The following is a 25,125-nucleotide window of genomic DNA, read 5'->3' as shown; positions in this document are numbered from 1 at the left end:
AAAAGTGAATTCAGTTTTGGATGATAACTTTGATTCATCTGAGGATCTTGTTGATTTATATGCTTGCTCGACATTTTCGCAACCATGAGGCTTACCAATCCTTTGAGCTATTATTATCTCAAGAGCAATTTGGAGAATAGTTATAAAACCACGCGATCGCTCTTGTCGATTCCCATCACTGACGCAAAAGCGATCGCAAGTATTTTTACTTTATATCTATAAAAATCTGGAAGACCGTTCTTATGGGTTCCTATCAATGATAATTTTAAGCATTGGGAACCCCTAAAAATCAAAGTTTATGAACGCAGCCGACGATAAAACGATTGTTCGTGAGTATTTCAATTCCACAGGGTTTGACCGTTGGAAGCGAATCTATGGCGATGGCGAAGTCAACAAAGTCCAACTAGACATCCGTAATGGACACCAGCAAACCGTGGATACAGTTCTCGGTTGGCTGAAGGCTGATAAGAATTTACCAGAGCTATCAATCTGTGATGCTGGGTGTGGTGTCGGTAGTCTTAGCATCCCCCTAGCGGTAGATGGTGCTAAAGTCTATGCCACCGATATTTCTGAAAAAATGGTGGAAGAAGGCAAGGATAGAGCCAAGCTAACTTTGGGAAATGCCGAAAATCCCACTTTTGCTGTGCAGGATTTGGAATCGTTGAGTGGTAGTTACGATACCGTTATTTGCTTGGATGTTCTCATCCACTACCCCCAAGAAAAAGCGGATGAGATGATTTCTCACCTCTGTTCTTTGGCACAGTCACGGATAATTCTCAGTTTTGCACCGAAGACCTGCGCCCTAAGTATACTCAAGAAAATTGGCAGTTTCTTTCCCGGGCCAAGTAAAGCAACTCGTGCATATTTGCATCGTGAGGCTGATGTGGTGAAAATCTTGGAAAGTAATGGCTTTTCATTGCAACGAAAGGCGATGACGAAGACTCGCTTCTATTTTTCTCGCTTACTTGAAGCTACACGCAACTAAGTTTAGAATCGCAGCAAGATAAATATTATATCACTGCTGCGATTTGAAAATCTCAAGCTTTAACACTGGTAAGTATTATAATTGGCGCTAAATTTTGCTTTTGATCTCGATGATTGCTCTAATTGGGAGCATGAACAATTAATTATTATAGCGATCGCATCAGGGCGGCCGCATCATGTCAATAAGTAAGGTCTATTATCAATAGAGTTAAAAGTAATGTCATTAACTCTTGCTTATTGCGAAAAGATTAGGCGATCGCTTTGGGGCTTAAAAAATAATTAAACGCGAAATCCTGATTTTTTCGTTGGTTCTTAACCTTCGTTGTGATCAAGAGTAATTTAGATGCGTTTGCCCTGGCGATCGCATACCCTTACTTAAATAATAAAGGCAAAATTTATACTGCTGTTGTTTACATTTAATCCGATCGCTTTCCTTCGTGACAAATAAACAGATGGGAGAACCTTAAGCCCTTAGATGGTATCGAGAAAAGACTGAAGAAGATAGAAGAAGCGCTGACAAACTTATCGTCAGGAATAGATTGATATATTGGAACCTTTGCGAAAGTAAGGTTAAAATCGCTAGCAAAGCGTAAATCTAAAGTGGAACTATGAAAACTGCTGAAAAATTGGCCGCAGCTTGGTTACTGACAATGGGATTCATGTTTGTAACTCTATCAGCAGCAGAGGTATTTAATAAAACGACTATGGAAAAATCAATCACGCAACCCTTAGCTTGGGATGGTTCGATTGAGTTCTCAGAAACAAATACCCCTGTAATTGATGATATTACTGTAGAACGTCTAATTTTTGGCATTCCTAGCCTAACACTGGGCACATGGTTAGCATTGGGATTATACCGCCAAAGCCGACAGGAGAAAAAGGCGCTTAATCAACAAGTTAGCGATCGCTTGCAATCAATTTTTTATGAGATGCTACAAAAAAATCATGGGCGCATAACTGTTTTAGGCTTTGCAATGCAGTCACAACTACCCGCAGCCCATGCTAGGCAATATTTAGATGAAAAAGCTAAAGACTTCAATGCAAACTTTAAGGTGAACGAAGAAGGGGCCGTATCATATCATTTTGATGTTTAATTGTCATTAGTCATTTGTTATTAACTAATGGCCCATGACTAATGACTAATAATTAACTTACGGCTAGGTCTAATGACGCAGATTTTTTTGAGCAAAGTTATGAATTATGAGTTGTTCACTTATAATTCATAGCTCCTCATTCTCAGGCGTACCAAAAAATTATGCAAAGCCGCATTCGCTGAAGGTACTTCAGGTAATGGGCTGCATTCATATACCTCCTGCAACTTATTACGCAGACGTTCATATTCTATTTGATGAAAAGCTACATTAATATCTGATAAAACAGACTTTTCTGTACCTGCTAACTTTTGGGCAATTAAATCAGGAATATATGGTAAATTAAACACCTCATTCAGCTTAATTAAATTAGCTTCAAATATCCCTGTTTGCATCATATAAATTCCCGTTAATAGAACCCGATAAACATAAAGTAATGGCTTGATTCTATAGGTCTGTTTTTTATTAAAAAGTTTCCATTGTGTTGCAGCAAAACCAAAATAGTGATAATTATGGTGGCGGGTAAAGCAATTTTTAGCAATAAATTTTAATTCTTCATGTTCGGATGAAGTGGTTAATATTAAAGGTGAATACAGTTGTTATAATACGTAACCGTTCTTTTTAAGTAGCATCAAAAAGAATTTTTTGACATCATGAGTTACTAAATCAATTTCTAAAGATTCCCGAACTTCTGAAAATTCAATAGTTTCATTCCCAGTCTCTAATCCCACCAGTTCTCTAACTGGTAAAATATGCACACCACGCAAGTCATAATCAGAATCAGGTGATGGGAAACCATATAAGTGAGAACCACTGATAATTGCGAATAAAAGCGGGTAAGGCTGTTGCCGAATAATTGTGTTAAGTGAAGGTGGAATATTCATAATATACAGTTTACTTGCTTACCTCCGTGTGCCTGTTTCTTTAGAGCATCTTGTTTTTTAAGCCTTCGCCAAAATTAAACGTAAAACGCCACCCTTGAGATTGACGCTTACACCCAACAAATTTGGGCTTTATCTTCTTAAGTTGATACCAATGCAATGCCGTGCGCTTGCATCGTTGTGCCCCTTGAGAAAAATCACACATCGCGCTAGTCTTCATTGACGTAACTGCACAATGTAACATTAAGCGATGACAAATCAACTCTCTGTGAAAATTCCCTCTTGCACTTGGAGCCGTCCCATAGGCTTAGGCTGGGACAAACCTTATACCGTCCGCTATGCAAGTAATATTGATGATGGCCCTTGGCATGGTATGCCTTTGGGGGGCTTTGGTGCGGGTTGCATCGGTCGTTCTTCACGGGGAGATTTTAATCTGTGGCACATCGATGGCGGTGAACATACCTTCAAAAACGTTCCCGCTTGTCAATTTAGTGTGTTTGAGTCCAATAGCACATCTTCCCAAGCCTACGCTTTATCTACACAAGCGCCCGATGATGGTACTCTCAAAGCTTGGCAATGGTATCCGACAACTTCCGCCACAGAGGGGACAGGTAATTATCATGCGCTATACCCACGTAGCTGGTTTGTGTATGAAAATGTATTTCAAGCACAGTTGACTTGTGAACAATTTTCCCCAGTCTGGGCAGGTAATTACCAAGAAACTAGCTATCCTGTGGCAATATTCCTCTGGAATGCCCACAACCCTACAGATGCAACCATTACTCTCAGCATTATGCTCACTTGGCAAAATATGGTGGGCTGGTTTACAAACGCTCTAAAATCTCCCGAAGTGCGGGTGCGCGATGATGGTAGTCCGGTTTATGAATACCAACCACGCTGGGGCGAAAGTCAAGGAAATTATAATCAAATAGTTGAAAATACACAACAGTTTGGCTGTGTTTTAGGTCGGGTTGGTAGTGATGCTTTGCAAGAAGGTGACGGAACTTGGTGTATTGCGACGCTGAAGCATCCCCAAGTGGAAGTATTTCACCACACCCGATGGAATCCGGAAGGAACGGGTAATGAGGTGTGGCAAAGCTTTGCTAAAGATGGTTCTTTGCCTAATTATCTAGATACAACAGCAACAGAGAATATACAGTTAGGGGCTGCGATGGCACTCCGTTTCACCCTCCAACCAGGCGAAACTCTCGAAATCCCCTTTGTCCTAGCTTGGGATTTACCGCTCACAGAATTTGCCGCCGGGGTTAATTATTACCGCAGATATACAGACTTTTTTGGTAAAAGTGGAAACAACGCCTGGGCGATCGCATCCACTGCGTTACAAGAATACCAAACTTGGCGATCGCAAGTTCAAGCTTGGCAAAAACCGATTCTTGACCGCGAAGATTTACCCAACTGGTTTAAAATGGCTCTATTTAATGAGCTTTATGACCTCACTAGCGGCGGTACTCTCTGGAGTGCAGCATCAGAACTTGACCCCATCGGTCAGTTTGCGGTGCTGGAATGCTTAGATTACCGTTGGTATGAAAGTCTAGATGTGCGATTATACGGCTCTTTTGCCCTACTGATGCTATTTCCAGAACTAGAAAAGTCGGTAATGAGGGCATTTGCGCGGGCGATTCCTCAAGGTGATGATACACCCCGGATAATTGGCTATTACATGACAATTAAGGCAGAAAGCCCGATCGCAGTTCGCAAAGTTGCAGGTGCAACACCCCACGATTTAGGCGCACCCAATGAACACGTTTGGGAGAAAACCAACTACACCAGCTATCAAGACTGCAATTTGTGGAAAGATTTGGGTAGTGATTTTGTTTTGCAAGTATACCGTGATTTTTTGCTCACGGGTGCTGACGATGTAGAATTTTTAGCAGATTGCTGGGATGCGATCGTTCAAACCCTTGACTATCTAAAAACTTTTGACATTGATGGCGATGGGATTCCCGAAAATTCTGGTGCGCCTGACCAAACCTTTGATGATTGGCGGTTGCAGGGTGTCAGCGCTTATTGTGGTGGGTTATGGTTAGTGGCGCTAGAGGCTGCGATCGCAATTAGCGATATCTTATTAACTCACAAACTTGGTGACCTTGGCGGCTTGGCGGTTCAAAAATCCACTTATGAAACTTGGTTACAACAATCTCTTCCTATTTACCAAGAAAAACTCTGGAATGGCCAATATTACAAACTTGATAGTAAAAGTGGTTCTGATGTGGTAATGGCAGATCAATTGTGCGGACAATTTTATGCTCGTCTGCTGGACTTACCAGATATTGTACCGAGCGATCGCGCTCTTTCTGCCCTAAAAACTGTTTATGATGCGTGCTTTTTGAAATTCTGCAATGGTGAGTTTGGTGCTGCTAATGGTGTTCGTCCTGATGGTTCACCAGAAAACCCCAAAGCTACTCATCCCCTAGAAGTCTGGACAGGGATAAACTTTGGGCTGGCGGCTTTTCTTGTACAGATGGGAATGAAAGATGAAGGGTTTAGATTGACGCAAGCTGTGGTGCAGCAAATTTATGACAATGGTCTGCAATTTCGCACCCCTGAAGCTATCACCGCAGCTGGTACTTTCCGCGCTAGCACTTACTTACGGGCAATGGCAATTTGGGGTATTTACTTAGTTATTAATTGAAGCAAGAAACGTAGAGACACACAGCTATCATGCGTGTCAACTTAAGGTGAAAGCCAATCTAGAACAAGTTTTTATCGCAATACGCTTGGGTTAAGCATTTTCTCATTCTCTCTGTGTACTCTGCGCCTCTGCGGTTAGTAAAAAAAATTGGCTTTGACAAAAAGTTTTAACCTTAACTCAAGCGTATTAGTCTTTATTTAAGAAAGCAGAGTCTAGATTTATAATTGTATTTTCCAAGTATTTCCGGAAGCGAAGGAAAATTTCAGTAATGGTAAGAGGTGAAGCATTGAGAATTCAAGATTACTTTATGCCGACTATATCTTTGTTTTAGACCGAGGTATTCTTCTTGAGCAAGGCACTGATCGCAAACTTATAAAAATTGGTAGTTTTTACTAGCATTTAGCCCAGCTGCTACAGCATCCGTAATCTCAATTTTATAAAACTTTTAAAAATTAAGACGCATATAGAACTCCGATTTTATTTTTGAAATCCACATAGGGTGTGTTAGCGATCGCGTAACATACCAAAATCTTATAATGGTACGTTATGCTCCGTTAACACACTTTACAAGACTATTTATTCTCAAAAATAATTTACATACTATAAAAGTTACTGCTGAATAAACTTAATAATATTATGTGTTAGCTAAATTTATATTTATCACTAATATTTTTAATATTACACCTACTTAATTTGCTAGATATTTTTTAGTAAAAGCATCTTTCTATAAGTTTTTATTTTATTCAATTAATAACAATTAAAAATACCTATTTATCATTATTGACTGATAATAATTAAATAATTCATGCTCAATTTATAGTAATTTTATTTAAATAGACTAAAGCTGTATTTGTTATAAATCAGTAAACATCAGGATAAATTCCTTCTGCCCTCTGGCTTTCTTTGATAATAAATATAATTATCTAATTGAACTTATTAAAAAATATGTTCAATGCTATGGTTAGGAAGGTTTTTTATTATTTAAATTTTACTATTTTTAGAAGTTGTTTTACATGATAGTTAATGGTAGTATTTTCTAGTGACTCGACAATAATAAATGCTTTAAATCGAGATTGTATGGGGGGTCACACCCCTCATGAATTAGCAAAGGAGGACAAAATTAAAAGTTGCACAAGACGCAAGTACGTATCTAAATACATTCAGTAAATTTAGCTTAAAATCTACTAAATTAGTAGATGACATTAACGACAAAAAATAGTATAAATACGAATGGCATTGTTAAAGCTCAAAGATAAATAAATATTCCCCACTACTCAAAAAAATATGGAAACTTGCCGGAAAATGCTTAATTAAGCAGTAGTAAGAAATACAGGCGTTTTAACAGAGAAAGTTTATTGAACTAGGAGTTGAGAAAGTTTCAGGGAACAAAACTACATCTACTAAGAGTTACGCCGAGACTTTTGTCCTACCAGTCAGATGAGAAGACAAAAGATAAATTTTTACCTTTCACTGACTAACAAGCTATAAGCACAGTTTCCTCAATTCATCGGAGGGAATCTGGATAGTTAGGAATGAGCAGCCAACAAACTTGATTAAAAACAATCAAATTTTTAATCAAACGTTAGTTAATGAAAAAAATCATCAGGTCAAATGCAGTCGAAACCTCAAGCCAAGGGGACAGTTCAGGAATGAATCTATATAATTTGTATCCTTACTACGAGCTAGCTCTTACCAAAACTAGTTTACTAAGGGAGTTATCAGCCAAAATTATTAAAACTCTGCTCAATAGTGCCAAGGTAAAGCTTAGACAGCAGAGAAGTTTCAGCCTGTATCTTTACCATTCAAAGCTACGAGAGCCAATCAGAGTTTAGGAAAATTATGTAGGCGTCTGTTGATTGATATATTTTTATCCTTCGTCAACATCCAACACCGCCAAATTGCTGATAATTACCTGAAAGCGATTCAACAGCTACAAAAAGGTTAGTGCAGTTTGTAACCCTCAATTGAAACACTAACAATCGCAGAAATTTAACTAGTTTACTTCATTCAAGATAACTAAACACTATGATGAATCAAGACATTGGTGGTATTAGTAGTAACTTAGATACAACAGTCAAGGCTCAACAATTTGACAAAGTAGTTGAAGCAATTATTGCTGGAAAGTACTCCTGGGCATGTGTTTTAATGCTACGGTTTGCTGGGTATAATCCTCTCCATTACATTCCGTACCGTACCTACAATCGCTTGCTAAAAGAGAATTCTCAAACCAATAGAACGAAACAACAGCAAAGTGAAAATCTAAAAATGCTGAAAGATTCAAGACCTGCTTATCTTGAGGTAGTTGGAAAGCAAAAACCAGAAGGCAGCCAAGATATTTCCTTGAAACGCTGTGGAGTGAATTAAAAACAATTTGGAATCCACAGATTCTGCCTTAGAGTTGATTGAGTGTCTGAGAGCCTACTATGCTAATTTAAAATTTTTAGCATGGTAGGTTTTCTATAGCAGTGATTAATTTAATATTTTTTTGCAGAAATGTGCCAAAATGGCAAATATATACTGAGGATATTGGTAAACTAATAACAAGTACAACTTAAAACAAAACAGAGGTGATTGGCGGCAAACAGGTTAATTTTAATAAATAAAATCAATGATTAGTTCTGACTATGAAATCAATCAAACTTATTACAAAAGTAGTCAGCATTTCATGGAGTAAATAACTCCTATACCAAGACCAACGATACAACCGTTGCTACTGGTGGTTCTTTTTCTGAGGAAGTCTCAGCAAAGATAATTTGGGGAGGTGGATTCCCCCAATCCAAATTTTACACAGCTTTCATCGACTGCAGACGATGGGAGTAATGCTAATAAAACTTTCTATCCTGTGGTTGGTGTTGCTTTAGTTAAATAAAGCAAACGCTTAACACCAATAACAGGAACGGAAACAGAAAAGTTACAGTAAAATCGTTGTCGTGGCTGGTAAAACTAGTAGGTCTATACGCTTCTCTTTCGACTATTGTAATCCTAGTCCTCCCAACCTGGATTATCTCTGCTTTCTAAATTTTCAATTTATATAATAACTACTGGAAGTTCAAAACTTGAATAGCTTCCAGTTTTTTATGTCTCAATAAAAATAGGGTGAGCAATTTGCCCACCCTATTTTTTGTAGAGAATGGTTAATCCAAAAATAAATTAAACCTTGGCTAATTCTGGGGTAGGACGCTTGCTGTTGCGAATTGATGTAATAGCCTCAGCATAATCGTTAGCGTTAAATACAGCTGAACCAGCGACAATTGCATTAGCTCCCGCTTCTAAAACTTGCCAGGTATTATTTGCCTTGAGTCCTCCATCTACTTCAATCCAAGGGTCAAGACCGCGTTCGTCACACATTTGACGCAGTTTGCGGATTTTTGGTAATACACCAGGGATAAAGCTTTGACCACCAAAACCAGGGTTGACGCTCATAATTAGTACTAAATCGCACAAATCTAGAACGTATTCAATTAGCTCTAGAGGGCTACCAGGATTAAGTACAACTCCAGCTTTCTTACCAAGCTCTTTAATTTGCCCCAAGGTGCGGTGCAGGTGTGGGGAAGCATTATGCTCGCAGTGTACAGAGATAATATCAGCACCTGCTTTAGCAAATCCTTCTACATATTTTTCTGGCTCCACAATCATCAAGTGGACATCTAGTGGCTTGGTCGTAACCGGACGAATCGCCTCCACAATCAGAGGGCCTATTGTAATATTAGGTACAAAACGACCGTCCATGACATCAACATGAATCCAATCCGCTCCAGCCGCATCTACGGCGCGAATTTCATCACCCAGACGACTAAAATCGGCTGATAGGATAGATGGAGAAATGACAATGGGTTTTTGAGATAGGTTTTGGGTCATGGCTAGTGGGTTTTTAAGCGTCCTCGTCTGTAAGCATTGTAACAAAACATTGAGCAAGACTCATAACTTTGATCCCGGCTTTTTTGGGAGTGGGGAAGATGAGGGAGATGAGGAAGAATAATAACTCCTAACTCCTTACTCCTAACTCTTGACTAATAACAAATGACAAATGACTAATAACAAATGACTAAAAAACTAACCTGGATAATTTGGGGATTAAGTGCTTCTTGTCTGAGTGCGCCGGTAATTGCTTCGGCTTTAGAATCTGCTCTAGGAACTAATGGTATTGATGCTCTGAGGCTACACCAAGCTCCTTATAATTTAATTGGTCGCAAGATTGCTATTGGTCAGGTGGAAATTGGCCGGCCTGGAATGTTTGGGTGGGATAAGGCGGTGTCTAAAAATCGCGCCATTTCTTTAGCGGGAGTGTTCTTACGCAATGGACCAGCTAAATCAAATAGTGGTGTTGACCCCCACGCTTACAATGTCGCTGGGATGATGGTGAGTCAAGATAAAGCTTTGCCGGGAGTTGCTCCGGGAGCGCGACTGTATTCGTCTGCGGTGGGTTCCACTAAAACGATGGGTCAGCCAGAAGAGTGCTTATCAGCCCAGTACGTAGCCCTACAAAATGGTGGCGATGTCCGTGCCATTAACTTTAGCTTTGGTGAACCTTTGAGCCGCGATCCTAGACCAGAAGCTACTTTAGACGGCAATGCTTTACTAACTTTATGTGTTGACTGGTCTAGTCGCGTTCATGATGTTTTGTATGCGATCGCAGGCAATCAAGGTAAGGGCGGTATTCCTATTCCTACAGATAATTTTAACGGAATAAATGTGGCTTTTTCATCTCGCCGCGGGGGAGTTTTTAACAAAGTAGATGTGGCTAATTTGGCGGGTGCTAACCAAGGAGTGAGCGGAAGGCTAGCTGGAAAGGAATTTAATCTTGATGACCGTGGTGCTATCGGTTTAGTTGCTCCTGGGAATAATATTCCTTTGCTCAATCCAGATGGCAAAGCGAACAAGGTTACAGGTACTAGTTTTGCAGCGCCTCAAGTTACGGCTAGTGTTGCTCTGTTGCAAGAATTTGCTGACCGACAGATACGCACAAAACAACCACATTGGAGCATTGATGCTCGCCATCATCAAGTAATGAAAGCTGTATTGCTGAATTCAGCAGACAAAATCCAAGATAGCGGTGATGGCTTGCTGTTGGGAATGAGCCGGACGCTAATTGATAAACAAAATAAAAACTGGCTAGATTCTGATGCTTATAAAGATCCAAAAATTCCCTTGGATGCCCAAATGGGAGCGGGTCATTTAAATGTATTTCGCGCTTATCAGCAATTTAGTAGTGGTCAATGGCAGCCATCAACAACTGTACCTGCCATTGGTTGGGATTATCGCACAGTCAATGCTGGAACTTCTGTTGACTATATATTAGCAAAACCGTTAAAGCAGGGAAGTTTTGTTGCTGTTACTTTAAGTTGGGATCGATTAGTAGAACTCATCGATAAAAATAAAAACCAGCAATATGATGTAGGCGAAAATTTCCGCGATCGCGGTTTGAATAATCTCGATTTATACTTAGTAAAAGCTAATGCTCAAAATTCAGATGCTGGTGCTGTTTGCTCCTCAATCAGCCAAATCGATAGTGTAGAACATATTTTCTGCCCCGTTGCTGCTGCTGGCAATTACAAAATCCGCGTCCAGTTTCGTCAAAAATTAAATGAAGTGACTCAACCCTATGGTTTAGCTTGGTGGAGTGTACCTATCAATTAAATCAGTGAACAGTGACAGGGCTATTTCATTCTCATCTAGCCCGCCTCAGAACTTTAGTACTGGGCGGTTTTTGTCTAAAACGAAATAGCCCTGGAACAGTGAACAGTTATCACAATAACTCTCTCGGTGATTTGACCCCGCCCTGTTACCTACCACTTCTTAGAAGTGGGGGACTCTGACGAATCAGATAAATAGATCATGCAACTGACAATTGGACTTTGGACAAAAAGAAAATTGTTAGCGAGTGTTACTCGCTAACAAAAAACTACGCATCATAAATTACCCCAGTTATTTTTTAAATTGAGTGAAACGCCCAAAGTCTAAGAAAATTTACGCCGCTTTTTGTTTATCAGGTGTTGATTTTGACTGTTTCTTGACAACACGATGCCTAGATTTTTTGTTAGCGATTAATTTACGCGAATACTTCTTTTTGTCCAAAGTTCAATGATAACTGATAACTGATAACTGTTGAAATAGGCTAGCACATCTGTGTGTCCCTACAAAAGTTTGGTATTTCGTGTACTAAAAAGCGTGATTTTATCTCTAAAAACCAAGAGCGCTGGTTATTTTGTGATTAAGTAGTCTACAATACTTTTATAGATATAATAGGAAAATTCCTAAGAATCGAGATTTTTATAATTTGTCTGCATCGCCGCCTCAATTAGGATTTAGCAACTCTAATAAGTTGTGTTTAATTCCTCTGAGCTGATAACTTGCTGTTACAGAAACTGTAACAGTGCCATTTTTCTATTGGAGCAAATGCAATAGTTAATCATTGACACAGTGTCTGCGTCACCCATGATCACAGTTCGGGAATCTTTCGCAAGTGAGGTGGTAAAATGAATCCGCAGAAATATAGTAGTATGAGAGAAAAATTCATGCAAAGACGTTACGGTGTTAGCCTGGGCAGACGCTATGCTATGGCAGCCGCAAGTGTTGTTCTATGCAGTGTATTAGGGTATTCTCAAGTCGATAGTAATAAAAGTGTCCTTGCCCAATCTGGTTTACCTCAACCAGAAACTCCATTGCAAAAAAAAACACTCAAGACTGATACCAAACTTGTTGAGTCTAGCAATAAGTTTGGCTTCAAACTGTTTTCAGAAGTTCTGAAAAAGGATCGGGATCAGAAGAATGTTTTTATCTCACCTTCGAGTGTTGCGATCGCTTTAGCTATGACCTACAACGGCGCTAGCGGCACGACTCAACTAGCGATCGCAAAAACCCTGGAATTACAAGGGCTGAATCTAGCAGAAATCAACTCTTCTTACGCGGCGGCATTAAAGCAGCTTTTAGACAATTCTGATCAGAAAGTACAACTGAATATTGCTAACTCACTTTGGGCAAATCAAAATTTTAGCTTTCAGCCAGACTTTCTCCAAAGAATACAGTATTTCTATAAAGCTAAGGTCAGCAATGTAAATTTTCAAGATCCTGCAACGCCTAGTATTATCAATAACTGGGTAAAAGATAACACTAATGGCAAAATCGATAAGATAATTGAAAAAATTGAGCCAAGTCAGGTGTTGTTTTTAATTAATGCCATCTATTTTAAAGGAAAATGGAGCCAAGAATTTGATAAAAGTCAAACTGCTCAATACCCTTTTTATACCACATCTGGCAAGCCAAAACAACAGCCGATGATGTCACAAGATGGTGACTATAGATATTATGAAAGCAAACAGTTTCAAGCGGTAAGTTTACCTTACGGCAAAGATGGTAAATTCAGCTTTTATATTTTCCTGCCGAAACAAAACTCTAACCTGAAAGCCTTTTATCAAAACTTGAATGTTGAGAACTGGGATAAATGGATGACTCAGTTCAACAAACAAAAAGGGTTTATTCGTTTACCTCGCTTTAAAAGTGAGTATGATGTTACTCTCAATGATGCTTTAAAAGCTTTAGGTATGGAGGAGGCTTTCAGCAGTAAAGCCAATTTTTCCGGCATGGGTAAAAATTTTGCCATTAGTGAAGTTAAGCATAAAACTTTTGTTGAAGTGAACGAAGAAGGCACCGAAGCGGCTGCGGCTACTTCAGTGGGAATAGTCGCAACAGCTTTGAGAGTAGAACCAGAACCATTTCGAATGATTGTTGATCGTCCTTTCTTCTGTGCCATTAGGGATAATCAGACGGGAAGGGTTTTGTTTACGGGTTCCATTATTGATCCACAATGAGGAAGCATGAAGAAAGGTACAAACCAAGCCGAATTGTAGGTAAAAAGTTAGAAACATTCTTTTCGAGATTCACAGCACCAGAAAAGATACGTCATTGCTCAAAACTCTTCCCTTCTCTACGAGACGCTGTGCGCGAACATGGCAGAGGTTTTCTCCTGCCTCCTTATCTTTGATAGGTTTCAAGGAATTCTGGTGTCAACTATTCAAAAAATGAAGTCTTAAATCCCTTCTGACTTATGCCTCCTTAAGGTAATGTCGCTTCAGAAATACTTAATGTGTTGTTAGCGTCAGCTTTCGAGGATTGGTTTGCTGCAATAGGTACAGTTATCTCCCCAGTAGCGCTGTCTTCCGCTTCACTAGTTAGTGCTCCAGGACGTAGAGCGCTTAAAGCAGTCTTAATCACAACAGCAGTAGGTACTGCCACAATTACACCCAAGAGTCCGCCAATTCTTGCCCCTGTCAAGACTGAAATTAAAATCCAAACTGGATTTAAACCAGTAAAGCTGCCTAAAATTCGGGGGGCAATTAAGTTTTCGAGAATTTGCTGTACAATTACTGCTGCTATCAAGACTCTCACACCCATTGAAAAATCTTGCAGTGCTACCAATAGTGTAGTCAGAGCGATACCTACAGAACCGCCAAAGGGGACGAGAGCCATCAAACCAATAGTTAGACCAAATAGTAAACCAAATGGCACTTTCAGCCACAAAAAGGTAGGAATCAGGGCTGATGCCATACAGGTAGATAAAATTAACTGGGTGATGAAGAAATTTTGGAAGCTCAGGCGGACTGTTTTGGAAAAAGGATCGCGAAATTTAAAGGGTAACCATTCTACTAAACTTTCCCAGAGTTCACCCCCATGTTGTAAAAGGTAGAAAGTCAAAACCATCGTCAAGAGGATATCTAGCAGGCTAGTGACTGTAACAACTGCCAGATTTAGAACTTGTCCAGCGATCGCTTGCAATTGTCCTTTAACGCGATCGTTGATTTGTACTACTAGAGCATCAAGGTTAATCGGTAAACCATAAGTCTCAGCTTTTTCGTTTAATATCATTAACTGAGAGCGTCCAGAGTCGATCAACTCTGGTAAACGAGCCACCAGTTGTTGAGCTTGGGTAAGAGCCAACGGAAAAAGTGTCACACCCAAGGCTAATAAAATCGATAAAGCCAAGAGAAATACTAAAATAGCGACTTGCTCTCGCCTAGCACCATGATGCTCCATCCAGCTCACGGGGTAGTTGAGCAGAAATGCTAGCACTGAGGCTCCAACTAAAATGACTATGAGAGAATGGAAATAATTAAAAAATACCGAAAGTGCCCAACCATTAAGAACTAGTAGCGGCAGGAATAACGCGATCGCCCCGATTCGCGCTATTGGTGTAAATGTTTGCCACCAGTCGAGTAGCTTGCGTGTCTGCATTTTAAGCTGATTGCTGGATAGAACTAAATAAAATCTTTCTTTACAGATTATTATCTCTAACTATATGAGTCTTATTCATCCTTCTAGTTTAGGAGTTAGACTAACCCAAATGGAAAATTTTGAACCGAAAGAGAATGGGGAGTGGGGAGTGGGGACTGAGGAAGAAGCAAGAAAGCTCTTAGCTGGGAGCAAGGGAGAAGAATTTTCCCCCCTGCACCCTGCCCCCTGCCCCTCTGCCTCTTTTCAATACCCAATCCCCAAAACACAGTTGCTTTTACATTTGATTCCAATCATCGGCTTTTTTCCGTCCTTGTGGACTCTCTATCGGGGCCAAGGGAGTCGGGAACAACTTGCTATTAGTCGTCTGTCTATTACTTTGGCGCTTACTTGGCTGTTGGGATATCTATTATTAGCTACCGGAGCAGCAACTTCAGATTTTTTTCCGCTACGTCTTTTTATCCTGAATAGCTTTCTCACATCGGGTTACTTTTTAGTAAGTGTTTGGTTGATTTTGCGCCTAATACAGGGTAAATCTGGGCGTTTACCAGGGTTTACTACCTTAGCTGAACGAGTACTAGGAAAGTACTTATCTTAATTTTTTAAGGTGATAATTTTTCAGTAGTTTTACCTATTTCCTAAAAAATTACTGTTGATTTATCTATATATCTAGTCAAATCCAGTTTATTATTGCCATACTTCAGTAAAACATCTCTAAGTTGGCCCAAAAGAAGGAAAAATGCTGCTATAAGTGTTGTGGTTGACACTACATTAAAAAAATTAGCACTGATAATTAAGAGTTAGTTATTATGGGTTGATTTGTTTGGATGTTTTTAGTTTGCAAATTTACCGAATTTGATTATTGAGTAAGTGTGAGGAAGTCTGTGACCATTCAAAGAAGTTCGGCGGAAGAAAACCAGTCGGGAAAAGCCTCAAAGTCCAGTAAAAAAATTCCCCTCTCCCATAACTCGAAATCCGGGCGTTGGCTATGGTTTTGGGTAGGTATGAGTGGGATTGCAATGGTGTCAGCAACAGCAGGGGCGCTTTTGGCGGTGTCTTTAACCAGTACGCCTTTGCAACAAGCCCAGCTAAGTCCACAGGATGAGGCGGTCTTTGATAGCGATCGCATTTCTGGAGGTGTGCTACGATTTTCCGAATTAACCCGCCCAGTAAATCTTTTAGTTTTGGGGATGAGCGTACTTCCCCCGGATATCCAAAACCCTCCCCCAGAAACCAAAAACCTCAAATACCAGCCCCAGCTAAACTCCTTTGAAGGTCTCTCGGATGTGATGCTCTTGCTCAAATTTGATCCAGAGACGAAAAAAATAATTATGCTCTCCATTCCCAGAGATACCCGCACAGAAATAGAGGGGCATGGGGTGAAAAAAATTAATGCCGCCAATGTTGACGGTGGGCCAGCTTTAACTGCCAGAACTGTCAGTAATCTCTTAGGTGGCGCCGGAATTGATCGCTATATCCGAATTAACGTTTTGGGAGTTGCCAAGCTAATCGATGCTTTGGGTGGCGTGAGTGTTTATGTCCCCAAAGATATGAAGTATCAAGATGATTCTCAACATTTATACATCAATTTGAAGGCAGGTAAGCAGCATCTCAATGGCGATCAGGCACTACAATTGCTGCGTTTTCGCCATGACGAACTCGGAGATATTGGTCGGATTCAACGGCAGCAAATGGTCATTCGTGCCTTGATGGATCAAACACTCAACCCAGGTACTGTAACTCAATTACCTAAAGTTCTTGATGTAGTTAAAGACCACATTGATACCAACTTGACGGTTGAAGAATTAGTGGCGCTAATGGGTTTTGGGGTGCGAACAAATCGCTCTAATATGCAAATGTTAATGCTGCCAGGTCGCTTTAGCGAGAAAGGCGAGTTTGATGCTAGCTATTGGTTGCCTAACAAAAATGGTATTGCCAAACTGATGGCTCAACACTTTGGTTTGGAGTCAGAACAGGAACAGCAGACGACTGCGACTGAGCCACACTCTTTACGTGTAGCAATTCAAGATAGTACAGGTGGCGATCGCTCTAACCTGCGACCATTGATTAGAGCCTTGGAAAAATCTGGATATCGCAATATCTATGTAGCCAAGGCATGGGGTGAACCTCTAGAGGTGACTCATATTGTCGCCCAGCAAGGAGATGGTGACAGTGCCGAATCAATTCGTGAAACTTTGGGGTTTGGCGAAGTGCGTGTGGAAAGCACTGGCAACCTTGGATCAGATATCAGTATTCAAGTAGGTCAAGATTGGTTGCAACAAAAATCTATTTTGGAGAAGTAGCTAAGGGAATAATTCGTAATGACGCTCTCTACGAGACGCTGCGCGAACTCGCTACTGCTACGCTAACGTAATTCGTAATTAATTACACTGGCACAAATGCTGCTGAGAGTGAATTTACGATCTGGCTGAGTTCTTGGAGTTTAGCTGCTACTGCACCATTGGTTAATAATTCTTCTGCCTTAGCTAAACCATCTGGTATATTTGGACAAATACCACTCCGCCATAGGTAAAATCCGCCATTCCACAAGGCTGTTTGCATTAGTTCGCCTGGTTCACCTGCCAAAACCTTCTGCATATCCGCCACCAGTTCTTCAGTAGTTCCAAGGGGTACGTTCTTGGTAGTAAAGCCATAATCACGCGGTACGAGGTGCAATCTTTCTACCTCTTGGGATGCTACGGATGAAGATAAGCTGATAATCGCAGTCCGATCGCGCGGTAAATCGCAACTACCTTCCAATCCTTTTACGAATGTAAATTTTGTTACTCCTCGCAGTCCCAAAGCTGTCTGAAACATCCCTTCTGTCGGCGGATGCACAAACCCAGCAATTACATGAGCATCCCCGGCATAAGGACACCAGATTAGCTCCATTGTCGCCAATGGCGGACGTTTGCCAAGTTGGTCGCGGTATTCCCAAATACTGTTAGTTAAGGGAAAATGCTGAGGTAGATAAATAAAGCCGATTCCCGTTTGCTCAAACACTTGCTGGGTTTTTGCTAGTGGTAGGCTAGTCCAATCGACTCCTAAACCCTGCCAAATATCTATTAGAGGTAAGCCGTACTTAGTTGGGAGGCGATCGCCACCGTGCATTATCACTGGTTGTCCAACTGCGGCGAGTAGTAAAGCTGTTACCAGACTAATTGGTGCTGTGCGTGTTCTGCCATCATAAGGGATACCAAGAGCGATCGCTGGTCGCCGAGAGTCGAATGGTTGCAGTTTTGGCCCCAGTTCATCATAAGCATCCAACATTCCGGCTAACTCTTCCCCTGTAGGACGCTTGATTCGATGAGCAATCAAAAACGCTCCGATTTGGGCTGGTGTAGCTTCACCCAGCAGCATCATTTTAGTGGCGGTAGCTGCTTGGGTGCGAGTTAAATTCTCGCTTGTGTGATTTCCGCTACCTACTTTTTGCAGGAATTCCCTAAATATATTGCTCATTTGTCATTTGTCATTTGTCATTTGTCCATTGTAAATAACCGAAAATGACAATAGACCTCCCAACCCCTAATACCCAATGCCCAATCGCTGCTGCAATACCTCCACCGCACCGGAAGAACATCAGCAGATACAGCCAAACTTTAAGGTAAAAGGTCAACGGTTCAGTTCTTTTGAATTCAAGGTAAAGTAGCCTCCTTAGCCGTTCCAAGGAGTCAGGAAATACCCAAAGTTATACATTAGACATCTCCCAAAATGATGTAGGCACAATTCATGAATTGTGCCTACTAGTCTGTCAATAAATAATTGATGGATAGATTCGTTGTAGAGACGGCGATTTATCGCGTCTCTCTAACCGTCAAAATGAATTTGACAGACCACTACCAAGGATTTCGGGCAACGCATAATTAATTTCATCAGATGTCTAAAGATATCGTCATTTTTTTACGCCTACCAGCAGGGTAGGCGCAAAGACCCGAAAAAGATATTTATACTAGAGACGCCATGAATGAAATTCATAACGAAGTATAAAAATACCTCTTCCCTACTCTTTACTACTCTGTGGCATCAGGTGCGGGTGAACCCGGCACGTATTTAACTTGTTCGATCGCACCAGTGTATTTAAAGACCCCATATTTTTTGTAGAGATCCCATGACACGGGACTACGGGCATCTTTACCGATGTCCAATCCTTCATAGGGAAAGCCACTAAACGTTAGCCCCAACTTACCTGCCGCGACTTGCTGCCCGTTGACAAAGAGTGTTCCAGAACCCTGGCGCTTGCCCAGTGCATCGTAATTCAAATCGATGTTAAGTTGACCTGGCTGTAGCGGGACTGCGGGAAATTTAATCGGCTGACCATAGTTATTGTGTTCGTAGAACAGCTTGCCATCCTCAATATAGAAGATATAACCAACTTCCTGTCCACCGTGGGCAAGAATCACGCCGCGATCGCCTGCTTTATACTGAGCCTTCACTTGGATGGTATAATCGCGATCGCTGACCAAGGGCAAAATGTCCGGTTCCAGTACCAAGTCACCTGTATGGAATGTCTTCGGTTTTACTTTCTCCTTGATATAAGGCGGCACTCCTCCATGTTCCGGGGATTCTAACAGGGGATAAACTTGATACTTGAATGCCGCAGCATCAAAGGCTGCTGCCAGTTCTTTGACTTTCTGTGGATACTGGTTCGCCACATTGTTGCTTTCGGAGTAATCTTTGTTGAGGTTGTACAACTGCCACTCGGAGTCACTAAATGGTTTCCCCGTCTCATGTTCGGTGACAGCATACCAACCATCTTTGTAATACCCTCTATTGCCTGCATTTTCATAGTATTGTTCAGTTCTTTGAGAGGGCTTGTTGGCATCATTCAAGAGATAGGCAAAGCTGATACCTTCTAGAGGTTTCGTGGGTTTGCCATTAAACCAGTCAGGATGTTTGATGCCTGTCAATTCTAGAAGGGTAGGTGTAATGTCTGTGATGTGCGTAAATTGTGTCCTGGTAGCACCTAAATCTTTGATTTTTGCTGGATAGGAAACAATCAATGGATTCCGTCTACCGCCCCCAAGGGTAAAGAACTTGTACCGCTTCAGGGGTGTATTAGAAACGGTTGCCCAGCCAATAGGATAGTGAGGCGCAGTCTGAGGACTACCTATCAACTTGAACCGACTCATATCCAGGGCTTTATCGTCTGGTAAACCGGAGTAATGTCGGGCTACATTCGTTGTGCCATTTGCCCCGCCTTCTCCAGAACCCCCATTATCTGAAGCAACAATGATAATTGTGTTCTTGAGTTGCCCGGTGGACTCTAGATATTGATAGAGTTTGCCAAAGTTTTGATCCAAGTTATCAACAAAGGCTGCATAGGCTTCCTGATAACGAGCAAATAGCTTTTTATCCTCAGCCGATAGTGTATCCCAAGCTTTAACCCCTGGATTTTGAGGTGGTAGTTGAGTGTTGGCAGGAATTAGCTTTGATGCGAGTTGCTTCTGGTACCGTTCCTGGCGTAGCACGTCCCAGCCAGCATCATACTTGCCTTTGTATTTAGCAAGGTCTGCTGGATGAATATTAAACGGTGAATGAACAGCATTGTTGGCAAAATACAAGAAAAATGGCTTGTTTGGAGACTTCGTTTTTGCTTCTTTGAGCAATGCGATCGCTTTTTCTGTCCAGTAATCAGTGGTGAGGAAATTCTCAGGATACTGATCAACTGAAATAGGTGTATTGTCTTGATAGAGAATATGGGGTTTCTGGGGATGTTCCAATCCATCTAAGAAACCAAAGAAATGTTCAAACCCCCGTTGTAACGGCCAGGAATTTAATGAAGCTGTGGCGGTGCGATCGTAAGTTTGAGTCAAATGCCACTTACCGGTCAGTAGGGTAGAATAACCGCTATTACGGAAAATTTCTGCCAGAGTCACGACATTGCTCTGAATTTCACCCGCATAACCGGGAAAACCAGGGTTTCCCTCGGCAACCCAACCGACACCCGCAGAGTGGGCATTTAATCCCGTCAATAAAGATGCTCGTGTGGGAGAACAAAGCTGATGCGTTGTGAAGTTGCTAAATCGTAGTCCGTTACCTGCCAATTTATCAATATTTGGTGTACTGATTTCTGAACCGTAGGGGCCTAAATCCGAAAACCCCAGATCGTCAATTAGGAAAACAACAATGTTGGGGGCCTGTTTTGGTGCTGTGGTGGTGCGGGATGAAGCGAGAGATTTGTCGGCTAAAACTGATGGGGGCTGTGGAGTCCACGAGGGTGTTGATTCTGCCAAAGTTCTGCCGATTTTGCCTTTAAATCCAGCGTAAGCTTGCGTACTTGCATTACCTGCGAAGGGAGCAGGATTGTGGGCTAAACTGCTGGCGATCGTTGTGCCAGTAACCAGCAAGATGCTAAACACAACTAGCCCTAACCAAGCAGTTGGTGAAATAAGTTTTTGCTTGACTTTTTGAATAAATGATAGATTCCGTTTTCTGTTCAACAGACCTGCCTCCTTTATGAGCAGAGCAGAAGGTTCATAGTACAAATAAATGCAAATATTGTACTATATATCTATCGTATTATCGTAGTATTGGTTTAAACAAAAGCACGATATCCCTGTACTAGCAGCAGTAATGACCACAACTACTAATGTTCGTTGTTTAGTTGTTAGGCACTTTGCGCGGCTGCATCGCGCCCTCACTTGTGCCAGTTGCGTAAATCTTGTTGTGCCAGTTGCGTAAGTCCTGAATTTGTAATGGGATATTTTCGCGCACGAGTTGCCAAAAGTGTTTGATGGGGGGAATTTGCAGCCGATCTTGAGTTGTGACCATAACTACCCGACGAGTCAAACTGGAACCATCTGCTAAACCACTAGTATTATTGCTGGCTAAGGAACGAATCGCTAGGGTATGGTCAAGACGAGCTTCGACTAATGCTGATTGAGGTAGCAAAGCGATCAATTCTCCTTGGCGTACCACTCCCCGGAAGGCATCTAGGGTATTTACCTCTAAAGTCGCTTGGAGTGTAGCTTCCATTCGCTCAAATCTATCTTGTATTAAGCGTTGCATCCCATAACCATCTTTAAAAACCACTTGGGGATAACGAATTAGCTCCGACCAAGGGATACATTCATATTGGGCTAGGGGATGATTGGCTGCGGTTAGAACTTCTATCGGTTCATCATAAAGTACTTCTACCACCATTTCTCTACCAGTGGTTAAGAAGCGATTATTCATTACAATTGCTAAATCCACCAATCCATCTTTGAGAACTTTCAGGGCGCGATCGCTTCCCAATGAAGTCACCCGCAATTGCACATCTGGATAATCATGGCAAAATTTTTGTAACACTGGGGGTAAGTAAGAACCGCATATTGAGTGAATCGCGGCAATGCAAAGTTCTGGCTGCTTTCCGGCGATTAAATCGGCTAATTCTTCTGTAGCTGTCTGCCATTCTTGGCAAATTTTGCGGGCACGGGGTAGTAAACATTCACCTCCTAGCGTTAATTTTGCATGATTAGTTCTGTGAAACAGTTCTATACCCAAATCTGCTTCCAAAGCCTGGATTTGGCGACTAATCGTAGATTGGGTAACACCAGATGTTCGCGCTGCTTGTTGAAAGCTGCCGGTTTGTGCGATCGCTAGAAAGGCTTGCAACTGCTCTAGGCGCATTTTTATGTAGCCTGAATTACATTTATAGCTTTTATTAAGTTAACGGTTTTTTATCCACAATTTAGTATAGTTTGTTACAGCAATTTTCCTTTGCTTTACACTTATGTAAAACAGGTTTGACTGCCTTAATCGTCAATTATCCGCTTTGAACGGGTTTTTTCGGAAAATATCGCCAAAAAAAGAATTGACTATATTGTGCTGAAATATATGAATTTTTAGATAAGACTTTAAAAATATGCGGGGGATTATGAGGTTTGAGCAACACAAGTAAGTTTCTGTGTAAACTCAAGTAAATAGCTGTGCAATTTGCGGATAGGCCTGCGATCGCGTCATACTTGCATTTACTAATTACGAATTATATTGATTATTTTTATTCTGTCTGCTGCACCCCAGTGTCAGGCTGCTGGCGTTGAGCAACCTGAATTAACAACCTCAATGCGTCATTCACCGTTTTATCATTAGGAAAAGCTTGGGCAACATCGGGATCTAAAAGTACTAAATTTGTTCCCTGACGATACCGCTCAATATACTTGCCTCTGATGCCTCCCTCCATTTGAACAAAATCGTACTCAGAACGTAATTCGTCTTCCATTTCATTCTCAATTTCTTTCTTCATAAAACCTTTTCTCCTGACGGGTGGCTTTTCGAGCGCTGATAATTCGTAGTTTTTCTCCTCGATCGGTGTGTGCAACGACTAAGAGTTGTCCAAACCTAGATATACCAATGATAATGTAACGAATTTCTCCAATAGAGTGGTCAGGATCGAGAAAGGTTACAGATAGCGGGTCGTTAAACACGGTTGCGGCTTCAGGAAAGGAAATACCATGTTTCTCAAGGTTTAACGCCGCTTTGTCTGGGTTCCATTCAAATTCCATGTCAAATGCTCCTGCCGTCTACTTAACTTCACTGGAACGGTCTAGCATACTAAATAACCTGTGACAGTTCTTTTGCTTTTTTTAGAAGCAATTCAGCCCTTGAAGTTAAAAAGCTTTCATAATCGTCTGTAAACACATTAATTGGGCAAAAATGCGTTGCCAATATTTGGTCAAGAATCTGATCATCAGTAGGCATTTCAGAACGATACTTACTAGGTGATTGGTCTTTAATTTTGTTGTTATCTGTTCTGGAAAGCACTGAGAAGTTGGCTAGACAATTGATTTGTTCATCCTTATATTGATTTTCTGACCTTTGTAGATGGGCTTTAGGAAAGATATGATGAAACTCTTTTCGATTGCCTTGAGACAAAACATCCTGTAAAGATATATTTGTAGCCTGAATAAAGTTTAATGGTTTAGCCTGTGCTAGAAGGAGAATGAAAGTATTAGTTGCCACTGAAGACATTCTGAAGACGTTTTTTGTGAAAAAATCAGCGTCTAACGATACGTCAAAATCACCGAGATTATGAGCTTTACCAGCCTTAATTTTCTCAACTTCTAGCAAATCTTGATCAGTACTTTTAGCTCCTCCTCTTGCATATCTCTGAGAAAAACATGCACGCCAAAACCACCTTCTTATAACTTCATATTGATCTTGAGGAATAGGGGGAGGTTGTTTTTGTGAAGAAGCGAAAAATGCCGTAAGAACAGTTAAGATATTCTCCATTGGTAGGAGCTTGAGAGAGAAAACATTTAAATCAGTTTTTAGAAAGTCTATAGCTCTAAATATACCTGTCCTGATTTCATAAAATTTTTCTCTTACTGCACTACCGGGAAGCTCCATAAAATTCTCTGGGTCAGCACGATTCATTACTACCGCAGAAGAACACTTTAGAAGTAAATCTGAACCGATTTCTTTAAAGCCAAATGGTTGTAACTCTTCAGTAAGTTCCTTAAACTTTTCTTGAAGATCAAAATCTTCACTCCAGTTCCATACAGATAAAAGCTGAAAAGTATCTAACTCAACACCTTGTCGATTTATCCTCTCAAAAACAGTTGCAACGTATTTTCTTTCCTCGCTTTCAAAACGTTCCACCGGTATTCGAGCTTTTGTAAATTTTTCAACTAAGTTGTCTATTTGCTGTGCTAAACTTTCGTCTAAGTTTCTAGTAAGTTGTCTATATTTAGGAGAATTAAAGACATATTTTAGCGGAAAAAACTTTTGGTTGTCATAATTGGTTAAATCATTTAGGTGCTTAAATGGAACTGATTCTTTACTATTAAGTTCAAAGAACAGATTTGTCCAATCAGTTCCTTCGTCCTCTTCAGCAATAAGAGAATTTTGAAATATCCCAAAAATAGAGGTGATTCTTTGCTGCCCGTCAAGAACGTAATCTATAGGGTACTCTGGATCATTCTCAGGAAGCCTGTAAGGCCCAAGATTTCTTTCAGTTCGTAGAGGATTTTTAGTTCTCCAAAGTAATACAGAGCCAAAAGGGAAACCCTTATAAATACTGTCTATAAAATAGGCAACGCGATTTGGTTCCCAAACAAAACCTCTTTGAAAAGATGGAATCTTGATTCTTCCTCTTTCTAAATCATTAATCAAGTCTTTAATAAAGCAATAAGTGTCAGCCATAGAAAAACGGACTCGCGTTTAACTGGTAGTTTTCTATAATAAAAAGACAAGAATATCTTGTCTTCATCAAATAAGTAGGTAGGCATGAAAAAACCAACCTATGTAAAGATAAGTAAATACGGAGAATGCATCTACCGAGGTGACTTAATATATGGGCGCTCGTTTA

General features: G+C 40.8%; 18 protein-coding genes and 1 pseudogene. 9 read left to right on the top strand and 10 right to left on the bottom strand.

Translation table 11 applies throughout. The features are described from left to right. The first annotated feature begins 84 nt into the window (after window positions 1-84). The 3 genes from V7K25_RS23580 (at window position 85) to V7K25_RS23570 (ending at window position 2,078) form a co-directional block, all read left to right on the top strand. Window positions 85-222 carry a hypothetical protein gene (locus tag V7K25_RS23580; RefSeq protein ID WP_335161112.1) on the top strand — a complete coding sequence of 46 codons (138 nt, stop codon included), beginning with the start codon at window positions 85-87 and terminating at the stop codon, window positions 220-222. A 76-nt stretch (window positions 223-298) separates the two neighbouring features. Beyond that, the gene (gene bchM / locus V7K25_RS23575) at window positions 299-985 is read left to right on the top strand and encodes a magnesium protoporphyrin IX methyltransferase (protein WP_335161110.1); all 687 of its coding nucleotides are present in this window, start codon (window positions 299-301) and stop codon (window positions 983-985) included. 607 nt (window positions 986-1,592) lie between these two features. Then, entirely contained in the window at window positions 1,593-2,078 is a 486-nt protein-coding gene (locus V7K25_RS23570) for a hypothetical protein (RefSeq protein WP_335161108.1), read from the top strand. A gap of 119 nt (window positions 2,079-2,197) precedes the next feature. Here the strand turns inward: V7K25_RS23570 and V7K25_RS23565 are convergent. Next, a pseudogene (locus tag V7K25_RS23565) lies at window positions 2,198-2,959 on the bottom strand (nucleotidyltransferase domain-containing protein). 247 nt (window positions 2,960-3,206) lie between these two features. On the opposite strand from V7K25_RS23565, the gene V7K25_RS23560 reads away from it, so the two are divergent. Continuing rightward, window positions 3,207-5,609: a GH116 family glycosyl hydrolase gene (locus V7K25_RS23560; protein ID WP_335161106.1), complete on the top strand. Its 2,403-nt coding sequence runs from the start codon at window positions 3,207-3,209 to the stop codon at window positions 5,607-5,609. Between the two features lie 2,028 nt (window positions 5,610-7,637). Then, the gene (locus V7K25_RS23555; RefSeq protein ID WP_442948111.1) at window positions 7,638-7,973 is read left to right on the top strand and encodes a HetP family heterocyst commitment protein; all 336 of its coding nucleotides are present in this window, start codon (window positions 7,638-7,640) and stop codon (window positions 7,971-7,973) included. A 786-nt stretch (window positions 7,974-8,759) separates the two neighbouring features. On the opposite strand, the gene rpe is transcribed toward V7K25_RS23555, so the two are convergent. Continuing rightward, window positions 8,760-9,467, bottom strand: a complete 708-nt coding sequence (gene rpe, locus V7K25_RS23550) for a ribulose-phosphate 3-epimerase (RefSeq protein WP_335161102.1) — start codon at window positions 9,465-9,467, stop codon at window positions 8,760-8,762. A gap of 183 nt (window positions 9,468-9,650) precedes the next feature. Between rpe and V7K25_RS23545 the strand changes: the two genes are divergently transcribed. After that, window positions 9,651-11,246, top strand: coding sequence for a S8 family serine peptidase (locus V7K25_RS23545; RefSeq protein WP_335161099.1), 1,596 nt, complete (start codon window positions 9,651-9,653; stop codon window positions 11,244-11,246). An 839-nt stretch (window positions 11,247-12,085) separates the two neighbouring features. Further along, entirely contained in the window at window positions 12,086-13,417 is a 1,332-nt protein-coding gene (locus V7K25_RS23540) for a serpin family protein (protein WP_335161097.1), read from the top strand. 244 nt (window positions 13,418-13,661) lie between these two features. On the opposite strand, the gene V7K25_RS23535 is transcribed toward V7K25_RS23540, so the two are convergent. Next, window positions 13,662-14,837 carry an AI-2E family transporter gene (locus V7K25_RS23535; RefSeq protein ID WP_335161095.1) on the bottom strand — a complete coding sequence of 392 codons (1,176 nt, stop codon included), beginning with the start codon at window positions 14,835-14,837 and terminating at the stop codon, window positions 13,662-13,664. 211 nt (window positions 14,838-15,048) lie between these two features. Here V7K25_RS23535 and V7K25_RS23530 point away from each other — a divergent pair, with 211 nt between their 5' ends. Further along, on the top strand, window positions 15,049-15,432 hold the full coding sequence (locus tag V7K25_RS23530; RefSeq protein WP_442948110.1) for a hypothetical protein: 384 nt from the start codon (window positions 15,049-15,051) through the stop codon (window positions 15,430-15,432). A gap of 286 nt (window positions 15,433-15,718) precedes the next feature. Then, window positions 15,719-17,137, top strand: a complete 1,419-nt coding sequence (locus V7K25_RS23525; RefSeq protein ID WP_335161091.1) for an LCP family protein — start codon at window positions 15,719-15,721, stop codon at window positions 17,135-17,137. An 82-nt stretch (window positions 17,138-17,219) separates the two neighbouring features. On the opposite strand, the gene V7K25_RS23520 is transcribed toward V7K25_RS23525, so the two are convergent. The 7 genes from V7K25_RS23520 to V7K25_RS23490 all read right to left on the bottom strand — a co-directional run bounded on the left by V7K25_RS23520 (window position 17,220) and on the right by V7K25_RS23490 (window position 24,959). Then, window positions 17,220-18,293 carry an anthranilate phosphoribosyltransferase family protein gene (locus V7K25_RS23520; RefSeq protein ID WP_335161089.1) on the bottom strand — a complete coding sequence of 358 codons (1,074 nt, stop codon included), beginning with the start codon at window positions 18,291-18,293 and terminating at the stop codon, window positions 17,220-17,222. A gap of 10 nt (window positions 18,294-18,303) precedes the next feature. Then, window positions 18,304-18,450, bottom strand: a complete 147-nt coding sequence (locus V7K25_RS23515; RefSeq protein ID WP_335161087.1) for a hypothetical protein — start codon at window positions 18,448-18,450, stop codon at window positions 18,304-18,306. A gap of 394 nt (window positions 18,451-18,844) precedes the next feature. Beyond that, window positions 18,845-21,274, bottom strand: a complete 2,430-nt coding sequence (locus V7K25_RS23510; protein WP_335161085.1) for an arylsulfatase — start codon at window positions 21,272-21,274, stop codon at window positions 18,845-18,847. Between the two features lie 160 nt (window positions 21,275-21,434). Then, the gene (locus tag V7K25_RS23505) at window positions 21,435-22,445 is read right to left on the bottom strand and encodes a LysR family transcriptional regulator (protein WP_335161083.1); all 1,011 of its coding nucleotides are present in this window, start codon (window positions 22,443-22,445) and stop codon (window positions 21,435-21,437) included. Between the two features lie 370 nt (window positions 22,446-22,815). Beyond that, on the bottom strand, window positions 22,816-23,061 hold the full coding sequence (locus V7K25_RS23500) for a hypothetical protein (protein ID WP_335161081.1): 246 nt from the start codon (window positions 23,059-23,061) through the stop codon (window positions 22,816-22,818). Further along, entirely contained in the window at window positions 23,045-23,320 is a 276-nt protein-coding gene (locus V7K25_RS23495; protein WP_094341224.1) for a BrnT family toxin, read from the bottom strand. The genes V7K25_RS23500 and V7K25_RS23495 overlap by 17 nt, the downstream gene beginning before the upstream one ends. Window positions 23,321-23,369: 49 nt before the next feature. After that, complete coding sequence (locus tag V7K25_RS23490) at window positions 23,370-24,959, bottom strand: GmrSD restriction endonuclease domain-containing protein (protein WP_335161079.1); 1,590 nt, start codon at window positions 24,957-24,959, stop codon at window positions 23,370-23,372. Window positions 24,960-25,125 lie beyond the last annotated feature (166 nt).

Source organism: Nostoc sp. (genome assembly GCF_036919495.1).
Taxonomy (GTDB): domain Bacteria; phylum Cyanobacteriota; class Cyanobacteriia; order Cyanobacteriales; family Nostocaceae; genus Nostoc.
This window is presented reverse-complemented; position numbering and strand designations above follow the sequence as displayed.

Coding starts and splice junctions, on each gene's coding strand:
- V7K25_RS23570 (WP_335161108.1), top strand. CDS start 1,593: ATGAAAACTGCTGAAAAATTGGCCGCAGCTTGGTTACTGACAATGGGA.
- V7K25_RS23495 (WP_094341224.1), bottom strand. CDS start 23,320: ATGGAATTTGAATGGAACCCAGACAAAGCGGCGTTAAACCTTGAGAAA.
- V7K25_RS23545 (WP_335161099.1), top strand. CDS start 9,651: ATGACTAAAAAACTAACCTGGATAATTTGGGGATTAAGTGCTTCTTGT.
- V7K25_RS23490 (WP_335161079.1), bottom strand. CDS start 24,959: ATGGCTGACACTTATTGCTTTATTAAAGACTTGATTAATGATTTAGAA.
- V7K25_RS23520 (WP_335161089.1), bottom strand. CDS start 18,293: ATGAGCAATATATTTAGGGAATTCCTGCAAAAAGTAGGTAGCGGAAAT.
- V7K25_RS23505 (WP_335161083.1), bottom strand. CDS start 22,445: ATGCGCCTAGAGCAGTTGCAAGCCTTTCTAGCGATCGCACAAACCGGC.
- V7K25_RS23540 (WP_335161097.1), top strand. CDS start 12,086: ATGAATCCGCAGAAATATAGTAGTATGAGAGAAAAATTCATGCAAAGA.
- V7K25_RS23500 (WP_335161081.1), bottom strand. CDS start 23,061: ATGAAGAAAGAAATTGAGAATGAAATGGAAGACGAATTACGTTCTGAG.
- V7K25_RS23555 (WP_442948111.1), top strand. CDS start 7,638: ATGAATCAAGACATTGGTGGTATTAGTAGTAACTTAGATACAACAGTC.
- rpe (WP_335161102.1), bottom strand. CDS start 9,467: ATGACCCAAAACCTATCTCAAAAACCCATTGTCATTTCTCCATCTATC.
- bchM (WP_335161110.1), top strand. CDS start 299: ATGAACGCAGCCGACGATAAAACGATTGTTCGTGAGTATTTCAATTCC.
- V7K25_RS23580 (WP_335161112.1), top strand. CDS start 85: ATGAGGCTTACCAATCCTTTGAGCTATTATTATCTCAAGAGCAATTTG.
- V7K25_RS23560 (WP_335161106.1), top strand. CDS start 3,207: ATGACAAATCAACTCTCTGTGAAAATTCCCTCTTGCACTTGGAGCCGT.
- V7K25_RS23535 (WP_335161095.1), bottom strand. CDS start 14,837: ATGCAGACACGCAAGCTACTCGACTGGTGGCAAACATTTACACCAATA.